Source organism: Candidatus Symbiopectobacterium sp. NZEC135, from assembly GCF_025962695.1.
Map to the genome: position 1 here is coordinate 1 of NZ_JAGFPF010001341.1, position 588 is coordinate 588.

General features: G+C 60.0%; 1 protein-coding gene. It reads right to left on the reverse strand.

Annotated elements, in window-relative coordinates; genetic code table 11:
* The coding region (locus J5224_RS34160; protein WP_264629287.1) for an MsnO8 family LLM class oxidoreductase at positions 1-588 on the reverse strand (588 nt) is incomplete at both ends.

Sequence of the window (588 nt, forward strand, 5' to 3'; positions counted from 1 at the left end):
CATCGCCTGAAGCAACATATCCGGGGCGAAATGCGCGGCGAAGGCGAACGGTAAACCCAATGCCGCCGCTAACTGCGCGCTGTAGAGACTGGAGCCCAACAGCCAGAGAGGCACCTGCAAGCCTTGGCCCGGCACGGCGCGCACCGCTTGGTCTGGCTGAGCATCGGAAAAATAGCGTTGTAATTCCTGTACATCGCGGGGGAAATCGTCGATTTCCGCATTCTGGTGGCGACGCAGGGCCATCATGGTGCGTTGATCGGTGCCCGGCGCACGTCCCAGACCCAAATCGATACGTCCGGGGTAGAGTGATTCCAGCGTGCCGAACTGCTCGGCGATCACCAGCGGGGAGTGGTTTGGCAGCATGACGCCACCGGATCCTAGCCGGATACGCTCTGTGCCGGACGCAAGATAGCCGATCAGCACCGAGGTTGCGGCGCTGGCAATACCGGTCATGTTGTGATGTTCGGCTAACCAATAACGGTGGTAGCCCCATTTTTCCGCGTGCTGCGCCAGATCGAGCGAGTGATGAAACGCGTCTCTCGGCGTTGCCCCTTGTGGGATCGGCGCTAAATCCAAAACGGAAAATGG